A 1,283-nucleotide genomic window follows, 5' to 3' on the forward strand; every position below is an offset into this window, starting at 1 on the left:
CGAGTATGATAAATCATTTCTTTCGAGCTAACTTCAATAAATAACGTATCGTTCATAGAAACCGGTTCCTGCAAGGCGGCTTTGTTACTGTTTGCTTGCTCACTCTCGATCTCGAGGTAGCCCGCTTTCTCCATTAAATCCGTGTATGGAATGTTGTAGGCATCCGACAGCTTTTTAAGCGTAACAGGCGATGGGTTGATTTTCTCATTGGTCGAGCGGTTGCGCTCTAGTTCCAAATCTCTGATGTAGGCGTGTGAAAGTCCGCTTTTGTTAGCTGCTTCGCGCAGGGACATCTTGCCCCGTAAGCTTTCCAAAAATTTACCGAATCCTTCTAATTGCTTCATAGTGATGAATCCCTCCATATTTTTTAATTGTAAATGAGTTTCATGGAAATGAAAATGTGTAAGCGTTAATTGGTGCTATTTTCCTGAAATCCCTGCCATGTGGGCCGCGTGCATATTTATGCTTAGCGATTGGAAAATTAATAGCATCATCATGGAAAGAGGCTGATCGCATGGCAAGAGATTTACCCATTGGGAACGGGAATGTACTCATTAATTTTGATGCTGCTTATAATATTCGTGACATGTATTACCCTTTAGTAGGTCAAGAGAATCAATCTAGCGATCATCTTTCACATTTTGGTATTTGGTGTGCGCGAGATTTCTTCTGGATCGACCATCCGGAGGTTACCAAAAAGCTGAATTACTTAGAAGATTCGCTGGTTACAAACGTTGAATGCACCCATGATAGACTGGGATTAAGCTTCGTTATTCGAGATGGCGTTGATGTGCAGCAAAATGTTTTTTTACGCAAAATTATGGTGGAAAACCATTTTGATGAGGAAAGGGAGATAAAACTTTATTTTCATTTGGATTTGCAAATCTATGGCAATGGTGTCGGAGATACGATTTATTTTGACCCGGAGTTGAATTCGCTGTTGTTTTACAAAGGGCATCGGTACATGTCATTGTCGGGTTTATCTCCAGATGTCGATAAGCCTTATCCCAGCGGCTATGCAACGGGGCAGAAAGGCATACATGGCCTCGAAGGCACATGGCGTGATGCGGAAGACGGTCATTTAGGCGGAAATCCGATTGCGCAAGGCTCGGTCGACGGAACGCTTGAGTTGACCATGATGCTGCCTGCCAAAAGTGCCAAAGAAGCTTGGTTCTGGGTTTGTTTCGGGCATACGAAGCAGGAAGTTGAGAAATTGGAAAGCTTGCTGCGCACAGAGTCGCCACAAACTTTGTTGCAGCGTACCCATGATCACTGGGTGAAAT

The 1,283-nt window shown here is 43.6% G+C and carries 1 protein-coding gene and 1 pseudogene; one reads left to right on the plus strand and one right to left on the minus strand.

Features of this window, described 5'->3' with window-relative positions; translation table 11 throughout:
* On the minus strand, positions 1–344 hold a 344-nt coding region (locus AC1DUA_RS38070; protein ID WP_477504640.1), incomplete at its 3' end, for a helix-turn-helix domain-containing protein.
* 170 nt (positions 345–514) lie between these two features.
* On the opposite strand from AC1DUA_RS38070, the pseudogene AC1DUA_RS38075 reads away from it, so the two are divergent.
* A pseudogene (locus AC1DUA_RS38075) lies at positions 515–1,283 on the plus strand (glycoside hydrolase family 15 protein); the annotation flags it as partial.

The organism is Paenibacillus sp. 01T422, assembly GCF_056398785.1.